The organism is Curtobacterium sp. MCPF17_031, from assembly GCF_003234035.1.
Taxonomy (GTDB): domain Bacteria; phylum Actinomycetota; class Actinomycetes; order Actinomycetales; family Microbacteriaceae; genus Curtobacterium.
The window spans coordinates 264043-279306 of sequence record NZ_QKSG01000002.1 but is presented as its reverse complement, the minus strand read 5'-3'; the positions used below and the strand labels follow the sequence as shown (position 1 = coordinate 279306).

The following is a 15264-nucleotide window of genomic DNA, read 5'->3' as shown; positions in this document are numbered from 1 at the left end:
CCGTCCGGGGGCTGCCACGGTCGCGCGACACCCCGTTCACTTCCGCCGAGGGGTCGCGATCCGTCTCTCTCGGGCGCCCACAGCGACACATTGCGGCCTCTCGGCGTCGGGCAGCCGGGAGTGTCGCGGCGGCCGGCGGACGGGAGGCGCGGTGCCGGACGCGGGGCGTGCCTCCCGTCCGGGGGCTGCCGCGGTCGCGCGACACCCCGCTCAGTTCCGCCGAGGTGTCGCGATCCGTCTCTCTCGGGCGCCCAGAGCGACACATTGCGGCCTCTCGACGCCCCGCGCCCGCGCGCGTCGACGCCCAGCGCCCGCCCGGCCAGTACGCCCGCCCGCCTGTCCGCATGCCGCTCCGCCCTCCGTCGCCGCGGAGACCCCCGCGCGTAGCGTCCGCCCGGACGACCCACGAGGAGGAACCCATGAAGGCAGTTGTCTGGCACGGCATCGGCGACATCCGGCTCGACGAGGTTCCGGAGCCCACCATCCAGGACCCGCACGACGCGATCGTGCACATCACCCGTTCCGCGATCTGCGGCACCGACCTGCACTTCGTGCGCGGCACCATGGCCCCGATGGTCGAGGGCACGATCCTCGGGCACGAGGCCGTCGGCGTCGTCTCCCAGGTCGGCGAAGCCGTCCGCGGCTTCAGCCCGGGCGACCGCGTCGTCATCAACTCGACCATCTCCTGCGGCGCCTGCCGGTACTGCCGCATGGGCCAGACCGCGCAGTGCGACGTCGCGAACCCGAACGGACCGCAGGCGGGCACGAGCTTCTTCGGCGGCCCGCAGTCCACCGGCCCCGTCGACGGACTGCAGGCCGAGTACGTCCGCGTGCCGTGGGCGCAGAACACCATGCACCCGCTGCCGGAGAACGTCAGCGACGAGCAGGCGATCCTGCTCTCGGACATCTTCCCGACCGGCTGGTTCGGCGCCGAGCTCGCCGGCGTCCGCCGCGGCGACGTCGTCGTGGTGTTCGGGGCGGGCATCGTCGGCCAGTTCGCGGCCGCGTCCGCCTACAAGCAGGGCGCCGGCCGCGTCATCGTGGTCGACGGGCACGAGACCCGGCTCGCCGCGGCACTCGCGCAGCACTGCGAGGTCGTCGACTACAACCGGGAGGACCCGGTCCAGGCGATCATGGACCTCACCAACGGCATCGGTGCCGACGCGGTCATCGACGCGGTCGGCGTGGACGCGGAACGCCCGAAGCACGGCCCGGCCGCCGTGTCGGACGAGCAGGCTGCCGCGTTCGACGCCGAGGTGCAGCAGGTCGCTCCGGACGCCTCACCCGACGGGTTCGGCGACCAGCAGCAGTGGAAGCCCGGCGACGGGCCGTCGCAGGTCGCGCAGTGGGCGGTCGCCTCGGTGGCCAAGTACGGCCGGATCGGGATCATCGGCGTCTACGGCCCGACCGCGCAGTCCTACCCGATCGGCGAGGCGATGAACAAGAACCTCACCATCCGCATGGGCAACTGCGACCACCACTCGGTCACGCCGCCGCTCATCGACATGGTCGCGGCCGGGCAGTTCGACCCGACGGCGCTCATCACCGAGCACGAGGGCATCGGCTCCGCCATCGAGGCCTACGAGGCGTTCGACCGCCGCGAGCCCGGCTGGATCAAGGTCGAGCTGACGGACTTGACCGCCTGACGGTGGTGCCGGCCTGGAGGCCCGGTGCCGGTCCGACGGGCCGGCACCGGGCCTCCCGTGGTCCGGCCGCGACAGCCGGTGCGTGGCTCGGCGGCTCGGTGCGGCTTCCCCTGCACCGATGCGGTTCTCCGCGCAGTTGCCCACACATCGGCGCGACGGTCGGCCGCGGCCGGGGCAGTGCGCCAGGATGGGACGCATGACCGACCAGCGGATCGCCGTCGTCGTCCTCGCCGCCGGGCAGGGCACACGCATGAAGTCCTCGCTCCCCAAGGTGCTGCACCGGCTCGCCGGCCTGCCCCTCATCGCCCACGTGCTCCGGACCGCGGAGTCGCTGTCTCCGGAGCACGTCGCTGTCGTGGTGCGGCACGAGCGCGACCGCGTCGCTGCCGAGATCACCGAGCGAGCCCCCGACGCCCTCCTGGTGGACCAGGACGACGTCCCGGGGACCGGGCGTGCGGTCGAGGTCGCGGTGGACGCGCTCCCCGCCGACTTCGACGGTGTCGTCGTGGTGCTCTCCGGCGACGTCCCGTTGCTCGACGCGCAGAGCCTGCGCACCCTCGTCAACGCCCACGGCGGTGGTGGCCACGGCGCCACCTTCGTCAGTGCGATCGCTCCCGATCCGACCGGACTCGGGCGGATCGTGCGCGATGCCGACGGGTCGTTCGCCGGGGTCGTCGAGCACAAGGACGCCACACCGGAGCAGCTGCAGATCACCGAGGCCAACGCCGGCATCTACGCCTTCGACGTCACCGAGCTGCGCGCCGTGCTGCCGTCCCTGACGACCGAGAACGCCCAGGGTGAGAAGTACATCACCGACGTCCCGGCACTCATCGCCGCCCGCGGTGGCCGGGTGGACGTCGTCACGCTGACCGACCCGTGGCTCGTCGCCGGCGTCAACGACCGCGCGCAGCTGTCCGACGCGGCGCGGGAGCTCAACGCCCGGATCGTCCGCCGGCACCAGCTGGCCGGGGTCAGCGTGCAGGACCCCGCCTCGACGTGGATCGACCTCGACGTCACGATCGAACCCGATGCCGAACTGCTGCCCGACACCCAGCTCCTCGGTGCGACGGCGATCGCCACCGGCGCCGTCGTCGGGCCTGGCACCACGCTGCGGGACACCGAGGTCGGGGCGGGCGCCACCGTGAACCGGGTCGACGCCACCCTCGCGGTCATCGGGGAGGGCGCCTCGGTCGGACCCTTCGCCTACCTGCGGCCCGGCACGATCCTGGGCGAGCGGGGCAAGATCGGGACCTTCGTCGAGACGAAGAACGCCGTGATCGGCCGCGGCAGCAAGGTGCCGCACCTGTCCTACATCGGCGACACCGAGGTCGGCGAGGACTCCAACATCGGCGCGAACACCATCACGGCGAACTACGACGGCGTCCACAAGCACCGCACCGTCATCGGCTCCGACGTCCGGACCGGGTCGCACAACGTGTTCGTCGCCCCGGTTAGGATTGGTGACGGGGCGTACACCGGTGCAGGCACGACCGTCCGCAAGGACGTGCCGGCCGGGTCGCTCGCGATCAGCTACGCCCCACAGCGCAACACCGAGGGATGGGTCGAGGAGAACCGACCCGGTACCCCGGCGGCCGAGTCCGCTCGGCGTGCGCGAGGCGAATGACACCTTCGACGGTCCCCGCGGCCGTCAGCGGTGGGCCCCGACCGGAGCCCAGGACATCGGCCCCGGCGGGTCAGATCGGCCCCTCCACGGGGTCAGGGAGTGAGCACCACACGTGTCCGGAATCAAGACAACCGGCCAGAAGCGACTCGTCCTGGTCGCAGGGCGAGCGCACCCGGAACTGTCGAAGTCGATCGCGGAAGAGCTCGGTGTCGACCTCGTCCCGACCGACGCCCGGACCTTCGCCAACGGTGAGCTCTACGCCCGCTTCGACGAGTCGGTCCGCGGCTGCGACGCCTTCGTCATCCAGTCGCACACCGCGCCGATCAACGAGTGGCTCATGGAGCAGCTCATCATGGTCGACGCCCTGAAGCGTGCTTCCGCCAAGCGCATCACGGTCGTCGCGCCGTTCTACCCGTACGCCCGGCAGGACAAGAAGGGCCGTGGCCGCGAGCCGATCTCGGCCCGTCTGGTCGCCGACCTGTTCAAGGCCGCCGGCGCGCACCGCATCATGAGTGTGGACCTGCACGCCCCGCAGATCCAGGGCTTCTTCGACGGCCCGGTCGACCACCTGTTCGCGATGCCGGTGCTCCTCGAGCGCTTCCGCGAGATGCTCGACCCCGAGACGCTGACCGTCGTCTCGCCCGACATGGGTCGCGTGCGCGTCGCCGACATCTGGTCGGAGAAGCTCGGGGCGCCGCTGGCGATCATCCACAAGCGTCGCGACCCGCTCGTCCCGAACCAGGTCTCCGTGCACGAGATCGTCGGTGACGTCTCCGGTCGCTGGTGCCTGCTCGTCGACGACCTGATCGACACCGGCCGCACCATCGCCAAGGCGGCCGAGGCCCTCAAGGCCAGCGGGGCCAAGGGCGTCGTCGTCGCAGCCACCCATGCGGTGTTCTCCGACCCGGCGACCGAGCTGCTGCAGAGCGAGTTCATCGACCGCGTCGTCGTCACGGACACGCTGCCGGTCCCGCACGAGAAGCGTTGGGACAAGCTCGAGGTCCTGCCGATCGCACCGCTCATCGCCCGCGCCATCCACGAGGTCTTCGACGACGGCTCGGTGACGTCGATGTTCGACGGCGCCGCCTGAGTCCTCCGACGCAGCCGTGGCACTGACTCCGCGGGACGCCCTCGCCGCCCGACTCCGCGCGGCGGGGAGCGTCTTCGCCGAGGACGAGGCCGACCTGCTGCTCGCTGCCGGCGACGGCGACCCGACCCGGCTCCGCGGGCTGCTGCAGCGGCGCCTCGCGGGGGAGCCGCTCGAGTACGTCCTGGGCTGGGCGGCGTTCGACGGGCACCGGGTCCGCGTGACACCCGGGGTGTTCGTGCCGCGGGCTCGGACCCGGGTCGTCGTCACCGAAGCCGCCCGACGCCTGCACCGGTACGACCGCGTCGTCGACCTCTGCTGCGGTGCCGGCGCGATCGGCATGGCGCTGCTGGAACGGATCGGCGCGCTCGACCTCGTCGCGTCCGACATCGACCCGGACGCCACCGACGTGGCAGCGGAGAACCTCGGCGACCGGGGGATCGTCGTGACGGGTGACCTCTTCGCACCGCTGCCGACCCGGTTCCACGGCCAGGTCGACGTGCTCACCGTGAACGCCCCCTACGTGCCGACCGACGCCATCGGCACCATGCCGCCGGAGGCCCGGGACCACGAACACCGGGTCGCCCTCGACGGCGGCGCGGACGGCCTCGACGTGCACCGGCGGATCGCTGCCGGTGCGGCTTCGTGGCTGCGGCCCGGCGGGGCCGTCGTCATCGAGGTGTCGGGAGCGCAGGCGCCGGTGTCCGCGGGCCTCTTCCGTGCGGCCGGCTTCGCGGCCGAACTCGCCCGCGACGACGAGGTCGACGGCACTTGCGTGGTCGCGACCCTCCCCGCCGCCTGACGACTGCGGGCCGGAACGCCGCCGACTTCCCGAGACGCCGCCGTACCCCCGAGAGGGCGCCGAACCCCCGAGACGGCGCCGAACCCCCGCGACGGCGCCGAACCCCCGCGACGCCGCCGAAGTCGACGGCGTCGCGCGACTCCAGCGCCGCCGGAAGGAGACGGGGGCGTCTCGACGGCGGGACGGACCCGTCGGCGGGGACCCGCGCCTCCCGTCAGGACGCGGAGATGGTGACCCCGTGCCAGCCGCTCGCACCGTTCGGTGCCGGCGGCCGCTGCACGCTCGTCTGCACCTCGCCCTCGGCGCTGACCGCACGGACCTGCACCTCGTGCTGCCCGGCGACCGCCGTCCACCGGTAGACCCACTGCCGCCAGGTGTCGGACGAGACGGAGTCGGCGAGCTCGGCGTCCTGCCACCCGGCGGACCCGACCTTCACCTGCACGGCCTTCACGCCGATGTGCGGCTGCCAGGCGACGCCGGCGATCGGGACCCGGTCACCGACCTTCACGGAAGTGCCGTCGGCGGGTGTGTCGATCCGCGACTCGAGCTTCACCGGCCCGCGCTCGGACCACCCGCGGGGCGTCCAGTAGCCCTGCGCCTTCGCGAACCGCGTCACCTCGAGCTCGGTCACCCACTTGGTCGCCGAGACGTACCCGAACAGTCCCGGGACGACGAGTCGCGCCGGGAACCCGTGCTCGGCGGGCAGCGGCGATCCGTTCATGCCGACGGCGACGAGCGCCTGCGTCCCGGCGTCCTGCAGCACGTCGAGCGGCGTGCCGGCGGTGAACCCGTCGATGCTCCGCGAGAGGACCATGTCGGCTCCCGGCTTCGGCCGGGCACGGGCGAGAAGCGACCGGATCGGGTAGCCGAGCCAGAGCGCGTTGCCGATCAGGTCGCCGCCGACCTCGTTCGAGACGCAACTCAGCGTGGCCATGTGCTCTTCGAGGGGGAGGGCGAGCAACTCTGCCCAGGTGATCTCGACCGCTTCCTCGACCTCGCCGTGGATCTTCAGCGACCAGTCGGCGGGGTCGATCGACGGCACGCGGAGGGCGGTGTCGATCCGGTAGAAGTCGGCGTTCGGCGTGACGTAGGGCGTGATGCCCGTCACGTCGAGGCTCGCGCCGCTCGGCACCGGTGGCGCCGTGGTCGCCGGGGTCGGCAACCGCACGGCTCGGCGGACCGCGGCTGCGGCCTGCAGGGACGCCGACCCCAGCCGGGAGGCGCTCCCCACCACCGCCGTGACCGCTGCGGTGGTCACCGCCCAGCCGATGAACGAGCGACGCTGGACCCCGCCGGCGCGGTCGGCACCGGCGGTCGGGACGGCGCGGGCGTCCTCCCACCGGCGGAGGCGCTGCAGCAGGAGTCGGAGGGCGATGATCGACGCGGCCACCCCGAGGACGGTGGGTGCGCCGTCGAAGGTGCCGCTGCCGGAACGGGTGGTGACGGCGAGCAGGGCGAGCACTCCGCCGGCGGCGAAGACCAGGGCGCCGTACGGCGGTCGGCGACGCTCGAGGACCCCGGCGCCGGCGGTGACGACGACCAGGATGACCGTCATCAATGCGAACAACGCCACCTTGTCGCCGGTGCCGAACAGCGACACCATGAGGTCCTTCGCGGCCCGGGGCGCGAGGTCGATGACCGCCGAACCGACGGCGACGAGCGGACTGCCGGCACCGCCGAGCAGCAGCGCGCCGAGCTCCGCGACGGCCAGGAACGCGAGCATGGCGATCACCCCGACGAGCGCGGCGGCCCAGCGACGGTGCGGGAGGAGGCGCGGGTCAGGCTCGGTCACCCTCGGATGCTAGGTCAGCGCCGCTGGGAACGGGCGATCCAGGTGCGGACACCGGTTGGGGGAGCGTTCACCCATGGACGTGCCGACGGAGTCCGTCGCCGTGGCAGGATCGTCACCGTGCCGAGGCGACCGATCCGTGTTCCGGGTCCTGGTCGTGCCCGCGGCGACCGGGAGCGCTGGTCGCCGTACCGTCGGCTCCTGGCCCTGCGGTGGGCGATCGTCGGACTCTGGGCAGCCCTGGTGACCGCGCGCATCATCGTCGTGAACGCCGATCCGGACGCGGACCTGACGGCGTTCGGCATCGCCGAGGTCGCCGCCGTCGCGATCGGGGTGACGGTCATCGTCATCGCCGTCCTCCGCGCGCGGGCCATCGCCCGGCGACGAGCGGACGACCTGCTCGCAGTGGCCGTCCGGCGCGTGGACCCGACCGTCTGGCTGGTGCCGGCCTCCGCCACACCGGAGCTGCGCGGCGCGCTGGAAGCTGCACGCCCCGAGGTCACGCTCGCGCAGCACGTGACCTGGGCGTTCGGGGCGACCGAGGCGTCCCTGTGGGAACTCGACGGACGCCGCGCCACCCGGTTGCTCGTCATCCGGTGGAGCCGCGTCGTGCACGTCGGGGTCGAGGACGTCCTGGTCCCCGGTGCCGGGCGACGCACCGCGCCGGCGATCGTCCTGCACTACGTCCGACCGGACGACACCACGGCGGTCGCGACGTTCTTCGTCCGTGCGGCCCCGGGGTCCGACCGTCTGGTCGGCCGCGGCGACCGCCTGGACGAGTTGCTCGCCCGGCTGGCCCGCGAGCGCATCGTCGCCTGAGTCGCACATGGCGCGGCGAACACGGCGAACACGGCTCGCTGGACACCGACGGCCGACCACGGCTCGGCCAGGAGCGGGCCGGGTCCGCGCTGCCCCGGACGCACCGAGGGCCCCGTCGACGACGAGGCCCTCGGGCTGCAGCGGGTGCGATCAGTGCGTCGAAGGCTCCTGCTCGACCTCGGGGCGGCCGTCCTCGGACCAGAGCGTGTGGAACGTGCCGTCCTTGTCCGTGCGCTGGTAGGTGTGCGCTCCGAAGAAGTCACGCTGCCCCTGGATCAGGGCGGCGGGCAGGCGCTCCGACGCCAACGAGTCGAAGTACGACAGCGCCGACGAGAACCCGGGTGCCGGGATCCCGGATGCAGCCGCGATGCCGACGATGCGACGCCAGGCGGTTTCGCCCTCGGCGACGGCGTTCGCGAAGTACGGGTCGACGAGCAGGGACGCGAGCTCCGGGTCCTTGTCGTACGCCTCGACGATGCGGTTGAGGAACTGGGCGCGGATGATGCAGCCGCCGCGCCAGATCTTCGCCATGTCCCCGAGCGCGATGTCCCAGTCGTACTCCTTCGCCCCGGCGATGATGAGGTCGAACCCCTGCGCGTAGGCCACGACCTTCGAGGCGTAGAGCGCGGCGCGGACGTCATCGGCGAAGGTGTCGGGCACCTCGGCGATCGACGGGCGCTCCCGCACCGACTCCTGCACCGCAGCGCGCTGCGTCGCGCGTGAGGACACCGCGCGGGCGAACACGGCTTCGCCGATGCCGGACACCGGGATGCCGAGGCCGACCGCGTTCTGCACGGTCCACACACCCGTGCCCTTCGAACCGGCGGCATCACGGATGACGTCCACCAGCGGCTTGCCGGTGTCGGCGTCCTGCTGCTTGAGGACCTCTCCGGTGATCTCGATCAGGTAGGACTCGAGGTCGCCCTTGTTCCACTCGTCGAACACCTGCACGAGCTGGTCGACGCTGTAGCCACCGACGCGGCGGAGCAGGTCGTACGACTCGGCGATGAGCTGCATGTCGGCGTACTCGATGCCGTTGTGGACCATCTTCACGAAGTGGCCCGCGCCGTCGGTGCCGACGTGCGTGACGCAGGGTTCACCCTCAGCCACGGCGGCGATCGACTTGAGGATCGGCCCGAGGGTCTCCCACGCCTCGTCCGAGCCGCCGGGCATGATCGACGGCCCGTGCAGCGCGCCTTCTTCACCGCCGGAGATGCCGGTGCCGACGAAGTTGAGGCCCTTCTCCTTCAGGTCGTGCTCGCGGCGGATGGTGTCGTGGAAGTTGGCGTTGCCGCCGTCGACGATGATGTCGCCCTCCTCGAACCGGTCGGCGAGTTGCGAGATCACCGCGTCAGTGCCCTTGCCGGCCTGGACCATGATGATCGCGGTGCGCGGCTTCGACAGTGACGCCACGAACCCGTCGATGTCCTCGGACGCGATGAAGCCCATGTCGCCGTGCTCGTTCATGAGCTCTTCGGTGCGGGCGTAGGTGCGGTTGTAGACCGCGACGGTGTTGCCTTCGCGCGACGCGAGGTTCCGCGCCAGGTTCGAGCCCATCACCGCGAGGCCGATGACCCCGATGTTCGCCTTGTCGTTGTTCTCTGCCACGTCGACTCCTTCGTGTCTGGACGGCCATGGCCAACCTATGCAGGGCCACGTGTGCTCACCCAGGTCTTCCGCATGCTGTGGATCACGAGACCCCCTGTTCGTAGTGTGGAGGAATGGCCGATGCGACCGTCCTCCAGCCCGTGCTCGTGATGGGGGTCTCCGGATCCGGCAAGTCGACGGTGGGTGAGGCGCTGACCCGTGCACTCGTCGATCGGGGGCAGGCGGCGGAGTTCGTCGACGCGGACGGGCTGCACCCGCAGGCGAACAAGGACAAGATGCACGCCGGCATCCCCCTCACCGACGAGGACCGACGCCCCTGGCTCGACGCCTGCTCCGCACGCATCGCCGACGTGCAGCAGTCGGGCTCCCGGTGCGTCATGGCGAACTCGGCGTTGAAGCGCGCTTACCGCGACCGCCTGCGCGAGGACGCCCCGGACCTGTTCATCGCGTTCCTCGACGGCTCGCGTGAGCTCATCGCCGAGCGGCAGAGCCACCGGCACCACGAGTACATGCCGAACTCGTTGCTCGACTCGCAGTTCGCCACGCTCGAGCGTCCCGGTCCGGACGAGGCCTCGGCCGCGGTCCCGATCAGCGGATCGGTGGACGAGACGGTGGCGGCGATCCTCGCCGTCCTGCCCTGAGCATCCCGCGCAGGACGGCCTGAACGGGTGTCGGGCCTACTTCCTGTTGAGTTCCGATCGACGGGCGCGGTACTCCTCGGCGTCGATCTCGCCGCGGGCGAAGCGGTCGGCGAGCACCGATCGTGCGTCGGCGATCGCCCGTCCGGCACCACGGCGCAGGACTCCGAAGACGAGAGCCCCGATGACGAGCAGGAGCAGGATCACCGGGAACACGGGGAATCCGTGGGACGGCATCCCGCCGTGCCAGTACGGAGCGGTGGCAGCGAGTGTGGTGAGCATGGGGACCTCCGAGGTCGGTTGTGGTGCCGCGGTCGCGACATGACAAGGCTGTCGGCCGGGGGGCGCCACCCGCGTCCGCCAGGAGAGCCCACTCCGACCTGCTCCCGCCGGCCCACCCGCGCCCGTTCCTCCACAGGTGAGTACTCCGTCGGGCGTAGTCCACAGGCCCTCCCGGTGCGCGATGTCCTGAGCGAGCGCCGACCGTAGGCTCGCTGCATGACCACCGACACGCGCTCCGACACCCGCCCGGTGGGTGGACACCGGTTCGCCCGCGTGGGACGGGTGCTGCCGGTGGCGCTCGTGCAGATCCTCGGGACCGTCGTCGCCACCCGGTGGGCAGCCGGGGTCGGTCCCGGTCCCGGTGCCGTCGGTGGTGGTGGCCCACCGTGGACACAACGCCTGGGTGACGGCGTCGACCCGGTGTTCCTCGGGCCCCTGGCATGGGTGCTGCTCGTGGGCGGGATCGTCGTCCTGCCCTTCCGGTGGCGGTGGCCGGTCGTGGTCCTGGCCCTGACCCTCGGCACGACGATCGGCTACGCCCTGGTCGTCAGTCCGCGTGGACCGTTCGTCGCGGCGCTGACCATGGCGCTCGCGAACGCCTGGTTCCGCGGCCACCGGGTCCCCACCTACATCGCGGCCGCGGTCGCGACGGTCGTCCTGCCCTCGGCGGACACCCTGACCGGTCGCGCGCCCTTCCCGACCGTCACCACGATGACGCTCTGCCTGGCGTGGCTGACGGTCACCATCGCCGTCACCGAGCTCGTCCGGGTACGCGTGGCTCGCGCCGCCGACGTCCGTCGTGCCCGACTCGCGGTGGAGCAGCAGCGCGCCGGTGCCGAGCGGGTCCGCATCGCCCGGGAACTCCACGACTCGGTCGCCCACAGCATGTCGCTCATCAACCTGCAGGCGGGGGTGGCCCTGCACCTCGGGGCGGAACTGCCCGAGCAGACGCGGGAGTCGTTGCTGAACATCCGCGACTCCAGCAAGCAGGCGCTCGTGGAACTCCGGACGATCCTCGGCGTGCTGCGAGCCGTCGACGCGCCGTCCGGCACCTCCGACCGGGCCCCGGTCGCCGGCCTCGACCGCGTCCCCGACCTGGTGGACCGCGCCCGCGCAGCCGGAGTGGACGTGGAGCTGCACCTCGAGGGCCCGGTGGACGCCGTCGCCGGCGTCGTCTCGCGCAACGCGTTCCGCATCGTGCAGGAGTCGGTCACGAACGTCATGAAGCACGCCGCCGACCACCGCGCCACGGTCGTGGTCGACGTCGGTGCCGAGGTCGTCGACATCACGGTGACCGACGTCCCGTCGTCCGTCTCGACCGTCGCCGGTGCTCCGCGGACCGAGGAGGCGCACCGTGGGCACCGCCCGTCGTCTGCCCTCGCTCGTGCGGCGGGCCCGGACAGCGACGCCGAGCGGGTGGACCGCAGCAGCGGCAGCCGTCAGGGCAACGGCCTCGTCGGGATGCACGAGCGGGCTGCGGCCGTCGGCGGCACCCTCGCCGTCGGACCGACACGTGACGACGGTTGGTCGGTCCGCGCGCGCCTGCCCATCGGCGAACCCGCACGCACCGTGACCGTGCAGAAGGAGAGCGACGGATGACCACGCCCTCGACCACCACCACGCCCGACCCGATCCGGGTGGTGTTGGTGGACGACCAGAGCCTCATCCGGGCCGGGCTCCGCGCACTCGTCTCCGCCGAGCCCGGGATGCAGGTCGTCGGTGAAGCGTCGGACGGTGACGGTGCCGTCACGGTCGCCGCGAGGGAGCTGCCCGACGTCGTGCTCATGGACATCCGCATGCCGGGGACCGACGGCCTCACGGCGACGCGGCGGATCTCCGCGGACCCGGCGCTCGCCGCGGTGCACGTGGTGGTCCTCACGACCTTCGAGGAGGACGACACCGTGTTCGAGGCGATCCGCGGTGGTGCTGCCGGGTTCCTCGTCAAGGACACCGAGCCCGCCGAACTCCTCCGGGCGATCCGCACCGTGGTCGCGGGGGAGTCGTTGCTGTCGCCCGGACCCACCCGTTCCCTGGTCGAGGCGTACGCAGCGCACGCGAAGCCGGTGGCGCTCGCTCCCGAGCTCGACGCCCTGACCGACCGCGAACGCCAGGTCATGCGCCTGGTCGCGAGCGGACTCACGAACGCCGAGATCGCCGAGCGCCTCTTCGTCAGCCCGGCCACGACGAAGACCCACGTCTCCCGCGCGATGATCAAGCTCGGCGCTCGCGACCGCGCCCAACTCGTGGTCTTCGCCTACGAGACCGGCCTCGTCACCCCCGGGTGGACGGGATGACCAGGAACACCGGATCGATACCACTGCTCGACGACGTCCGAGCATCATCAGACACCTGACACCCGCCGTCCGTCACGCCTGAGCCGGGTCGCCGACCGTGGACACGCGGCCGCCGCCGGTGCCAGGCTCGACACGTGGACGTCGGACGCACCCGCACCGCCGCGGAGGGCCGCCGCGCCCACCTCGAGGAGGAACAACGCCGTGACCGATCCCGCGAACCCGACCCCCGGTGCGACCGATGCCCGACCTGACGGCGGAGGCCCAGCCTCCAGGCCGGACACCTGGGCGAGCACGGACCGCGGCCAGCTGCTCGACCGCGCCGAGGTCATCGTCACCAGCCCGGACCGCAACTTCGTCACCCTCAAGCTCACCACCGCCGACGGCGTCATCGGCCTCGGCGACGCCACCCTGAACGGCCGCGAACTCGCCGTCGCCGCGTACCTGTCCGAGCACGTCGTGCCGCTGCTGATCGGCCGAGACGCCAGCCGCATCGAGGACGCCTGGCAGTTCCTCTACCGCTCGTCGTACTGGCGCCGCGGCCCGGTGACGATGGCCGCGATCGCCGCCGTCGACATGGCGCTCTGGGACATCAAGGCCAAGGTCGCCGGAATGCCGCTCTACCAGCTGCTCGGCGGGGCGTCCCGCACGGGGCTGATGGCGTACGGGCACGCCTCCGGCAAGGAGCTCCCGGAGCTGTTCGACTCGATCCGCGAGCACCAGGCCGAGGGCTACCGGTCGATCCGCGTCCAGACCGGCGTGCCCGGGTTGGAGTCGATCTACGGCATCGCCTCGAACCGGACGACCGAGGGCAACACCGGCGTCCGCTACGACTTCGAGCCGGCACAGCGCGGCTCGTTCCCGGCGATGGAGGACTGGGACACCCGCGCCTACCTCCGGCACCTGCCGACCGTGTTCGAGGCCGTCCGCAACGAGTTCGGCCCGGAACTGCCGCTCCTGCACGACGGGCACCACCGGATGACCCCGATCCAGGCAGCGAAGCTCGGGAAGTCCCTCGAGCCGTACGACCTGTTCTGGCTCGAGGACTGCACACCCGCCGAGAACCAGGAGGCGCTGCGGCTCGTCCGGCAGCACACCACGACGCCGCTCGCGATCGGCGAGGTCTTCAACACCGTCTGGGACTTCAAGGACCTCATCCGCGACCAGCTCATCGACTACGTCCGCGGTGCCGTGACGCACATGGGCGGCATCACGCCGCTGCGGAAGACGATGGACTACGCCGCGATGTACCAGGTGAAGTCCGGGTTCCACGGGCCGACCGACATCTCCCCGGTGGGCATGGCCGCCCAGATGCACCTCGGGCTCGCGATCCACAACTTCGGCATCCAGGAGTACATGCAGCACGGGGACCGCACGAACCGGGTGTTCCGACAGACGTTCACCTTCACGGACGGGTTCCTGCACCCGGGTGACGAGCCCGGCATCGGCGTCTCGCTCGACGTCGACGAGGCCGGGAAGTACCCGTACGAGCAGGCCTACCTGCCCTTCAACCGACTGGCCGACGGCACCGTCCACGACTGGTGAGCCGTTCCCGGGCGTCCCACCGTGGGCGACGGGCAGAGTGGTGGCGTGGACTCCGCAGCGCTCGCCGACATCGCCCGCGAGTTGCTGCGCACCGCCCCGGGTGACTTCGTGGCCGACCGGACGACCCGCCAACGAGCTGTCCGCACGGACGACCGGGAGCTCGCGGCCGCGATCGGGAAGCTCAGGAAGCCCACACCGGCCGCGTGGATCGTCGACCTGCTCGCCTCCGAGAACGCGCTCGACGACGCCGTCGACCTCGGCCCTGCCCTCCGACAGGCCCAGGCCTCCGCCGATCCGCAGCAGATCGCGACGCTTCGGAAGCAGCGGTCCGAGGTCGTGGCGGCGCTCGCCGACACCGGAGCCGACCGCGCGGCGGCGGCCGGTCACCCGGCGACGCCCGCGGTGCTCGACCAGGTCCGGGCGACCATCGAGGCGGGCATGGCCGACCCGCACGCCGGCGCGGCCATCCGGTCGGGACTCCTCCTCCGGCCCCTCGAGAGCGTCGGCTTCGAGGACGTCGACCTGACGGATGCGCTCGCCGTCCCGGACGCCGTCCCCGACGCCTGGTCCGGCAGTGATGCCCCACCGATCCCGATCACGGCCGGGAGGCGCGGTGCACGCCGGTCCCGCGAGTCCGGTGCCGCAGAGGACGTCCCGGCGACCCCTGACGAACCGCAGACCGCCGACGAACCGCAGACCCCTGGCGAAGCGGAGAAGCCCGACGAGACGGACGCCCCTGGCGAACCGGACACCTCCGAGGAGCCGGACGCCCCGGACGCCCGGAAGAGCCCGGCCGCCGACGAGGACCAGCGCGACCCCGCAGCCGACCGCCGCGCTGCGCGCCAGGCCGAGGCGGCAGCACGGCGTGCCTCCCGCGACGCCGATGCCGCCCTCGACCAGGCGGAGTCCGCCCTCGAGGACGTCGAGGACCGCCGCACCGACCTCGACCGCCGTCGGCGCGACCTCGAGCGGCAGCTCAGTGCCCTCGACCAGGAGCGAGCCGACCTCGACGCAGAGGCCGACCGGCTCGGCCAGGAGCGCGACGACGCCGAGGCCGCGAGCGACCGCGCCCGGGAGGCCCTCGTCGCCGCCCGTCGGCACCGCCGCGCGGGCTCCTGACCGGTCCACTCATC

At 72.2% G+C, this 15264-nt stretch carries 13 protein-coding genes; 10 read left to right on the top strand and 3 right to left on the bottom strand.

The window, feature by feature from the left end; all coding sequences use genetic code 11:
* Positions 1–419 precede the first annotated feature (419 nt).
* The 4 genes from DEJ31_RS04330 to DEJ31_RS04315 all read left to right on the top strand — a co-directional run bounded on the left by DEJ31_RS04330 (position 420) and on the right by DEJ31_RS04315 (position 5159).
* Entirely contained in the window at positions 420–1646 is a 1227-nt protein-coding gene (locus tag DEJ31_RS04330; RefSeq protein WP_110903369.1) for an alcohol dehydrogenase catalytic domain-containing protein, read from the top strand.
* A gap of 196 nt (positions 1647–1842) precedes the next feature.
* Positions 1843–3270, top strand: a complete 1428-nt coding sequence (gene glmU / locus DEJ31_RS04325) for a bifunctional UDP-N-acetylglucosamine diphosphorylase/glucosamine-1-phosphate N-acetyltransferase GlmU (protein ID WP_110903368.1) — start codon at positions 1843–1845, stop codon at positions 3268–3270.
* Positions 3271–3382: 112 nt separating this feature from the next.
* On the top strand, positions 3383–4360 hold the full coding sequence (locus DEJ31_RS04320; protein ID WP_110903367.1) for a ribose-phosphate diphosphokinase: 978 nt from the start codon (positions 3383–3385) through the stop codon (positions 4358–4360).
* Between the two features lie 16 nt (positions 4361–4376).
* Positions 4377–5159: a putative protein N(5)-glutamine methyltransferase gene (locus tag DEJ31_RS04315; protein WP_258366141.1), complete on the top strand. Its 783-nt coding sequence runs from the start codon at positions 4377–4379 to the stop codon at positions 5157–5159.
* Between the two features lie 214 nt (positions 5160–5373).
* Here DEJ31_RS04315 and DEJ31_RS04310 read toward each other — a convergent pair whose 3' ends face one another.
* On the bottom strand, positions 5374–6951 hold the full coding sequence (locus DEJ31_RS04310; protein ID WP_309146512.1) for a molybdopterin-dependent oxidoreductase: 1578 nt from the start codon (positions 6949–6951) through the stop codon (positions 5374–5376).
* A gap of 117 nt (positions 6952–7068) precedes the next feature.
* Here DEJ31_RS04310 and DEJ31_RS04305 point away from each other — a divergent pair, with 117 nt between their 5' ends.
* Complete coding sequence (locus DEJ31_RS04305) at positions 7069–7767, top strand: hypothetical protein (RefSeq protein WP_111079250.1); 699 nt, start codon at positions 7069–7071, stop codon at positions 7765–7767.
* A gap of 150 nt (positions 7768–7917) precedes the next feature.
* On the opposite strand, the gene gndA is transcribed toward DEJ31_RS04305, so the two are convergent.
* Entirely contained in the window at positions 7918–9375 is a 1458-nt protein-coding gene (gene gndA, locus DEJ31_RS04300; RefSeq protein ID WP_111121269.1) for an NADP-dependent phosphogluconate dehydrogenase, read from the bottom strand.
* Positions 9376–9488: 113 nt separating this feature from the next.
* On the opposite strand from gndA, the gene DEJ31_RS04295 reads away from it, so the two are divergent.
* Positions 9489–10016, top strand: a complete 528-nt coding sequence (locus DEJ31_RS04295) for a gluconokinase (protein WP_110903364.1) — start codon at positions 9489–9491, stop codon at positions 10014–10016.
* Positions 10017–10052: 36 nt separating this feature from the next.
* Here DEJ31_RS04295 and DEJ31_RS04290 read toward each other — a convergent pair whose 3' ends face one another.
* A complete protein-coding gene (locus DEJ31_RS04290) occupies positions 10053–10295 on the bottom strand; it encodes an SHOCT domain-containing protein (protein WP_258366138.1) in 243 nt (80 codons plus the stop codon).
* A gap of 216 nt (positions 10296–10511) precedes the next feature.
* Here DEJ31_RS04290 and DEJ31_RS04285 point away from each other — a divergent pair, with 216 nt between their 5' ends.
* From DEJ31_RS04285 to DEJ31_RS04270, 4 genes are all read left to right on the top strand, one after another.
* Complete coding sequence (locus tag DEJ31_RS04285; protein ID WP_110903363.1) at positions 10512–11894, top strand: sensor histidine kinase; 1383 nt, start codon at positions 10512–10514, stop codon at positions 11892–11894.
* A complete protein-coding gene (locus tag DEJ31_RS04280; RefSeq protein WP_110903362.1) occupies positions 11891–12589 on the top strand; it encodes a response regulator transcription factor in 699 nt (232 codons plus the stop codon). The genes DEJ31_RS04285 and DEJ31_RS04280 overlap by 4 nt, the downstream gene beginning before the upstream one ends.
* A 306-nt stretch (positions 12590–12895) precedes the next feature.
* Positions 12896–14131: a D-mannonate dehydratase ManD gene (gene manD / locus DEJ31_RS04275; RefSeq protein ID WP_110903404.1), complete on the top strand. Its 1236-nt coding sequence runs from the start codon at positions 12896–12898 to the stop codon at positions 14129–14131.
* Between the two features lie 45 nt (positions 14132–14176).
* Complete coding sequence (locus DEJ31_RS04270) at positions 14177–15250, top strand: hypothetical protein (RefSeq protein WP_146243094.1); 1074 nt, start codon at positions 14177–14179, stop codon at positions 15248–15250.
* Positions 15251–15264: the final 14 nt, after the last annotated feature.

Excerpts from the sequence above, each read along its gene's own strand:
- DEJ31_RS04330 (WP_110903369.1), top strand. The coding sequence starts at position 420 with ATGAAGGCAGTTGTCTGGCACGGCATCGGCGACATCCGGCTCGACGAG.
- glmU (WP_110903368.1), top strand. The coding sequence starts at position 1,843 with ATGACCGACCAGCGGATCGCCGTCGTCGTCCTCGCCGCCGGGCAGGGC.
- DEJ31_RS04295 (WP_110903364.1), top strand. The coding sequence starts at position 9,489 with ATGGCCGATGCGACCGTCCTCCAGCCCGTGCTCGTGATGGGGGTCTCC.
- DEJ31_RS04290 (WP_258366138.1), bottom strand. The coding sequence starts at position 10,295 with ATGCTCACCACACTCGCTGCCACCGCTCCGTACTGGCACGGCGGGATG.
- DEJ31_RS04285 (WP_110903363.1), top strand. The coding sequence starts at position 10,512 with ATGACCACCGACACGCGCTCCGACACCCGCCCGGTGGGTGGACACCGG.
- DEJ31_RS04280 (WP_110903362.1), top strand. The coding sequence starts at position 11,891 with ATGACCACGCCCTCGACCACCACCACGCCCGACCCGATCCGGGTGGTG.